The sequence below is a fragment of the Vibrio variabilis genome, assembly GCF_003263785.1.
GTDB lineage: Bacteria > Pseudomonadota > Gammaproteobacteria > Enterobacterales > Vibrionaceae > Vibrio > Vibrio variabilis.
Genome location: NZ_JYJK01000037.1, coordinates 1 through 250, shown reverse-complemented (window position 1 = coordinate 250; position 250 = coordinate 1). Strand labels below are relative to the sequence as shown.

At 56.8% G+C, this 250-nt stretch carries 1 rRNA gene; it reads right to left on the bottom strand.

Annotation, left to right across the window (positions count from 1 at the left end):
* Positions 1-250: ribosomal RNA gene (locus TZ48_RS04480) — 16S ribosomal RNA — on the bottom strand; the annotation flags it as partial.

Sequence of the window (250 nt, the reverse complement as noted above, 5' to 3'; positions counted from 1 at the left end):
CTGAAAGTGCTTTACAACCCGAAGGCCTTCTTCACACACGCGGCATGGCTGCATCAGGCTTGCGCCCATTGTGCAATATTCCCCACTGCTGCCTCCCGTAGGAGTCTGGACCGTGTCTCAGTTCCAGTGTGGCTGATCATCCTCTCAGACCAGCTAGGGATCGTCGCCTTGGTGAGCCATTACCTCACCAACTAGCTAATCCCACCTGGGCATATCCTGACGCGAGAGGCCCGAAGGTCCCCCTCTTTGA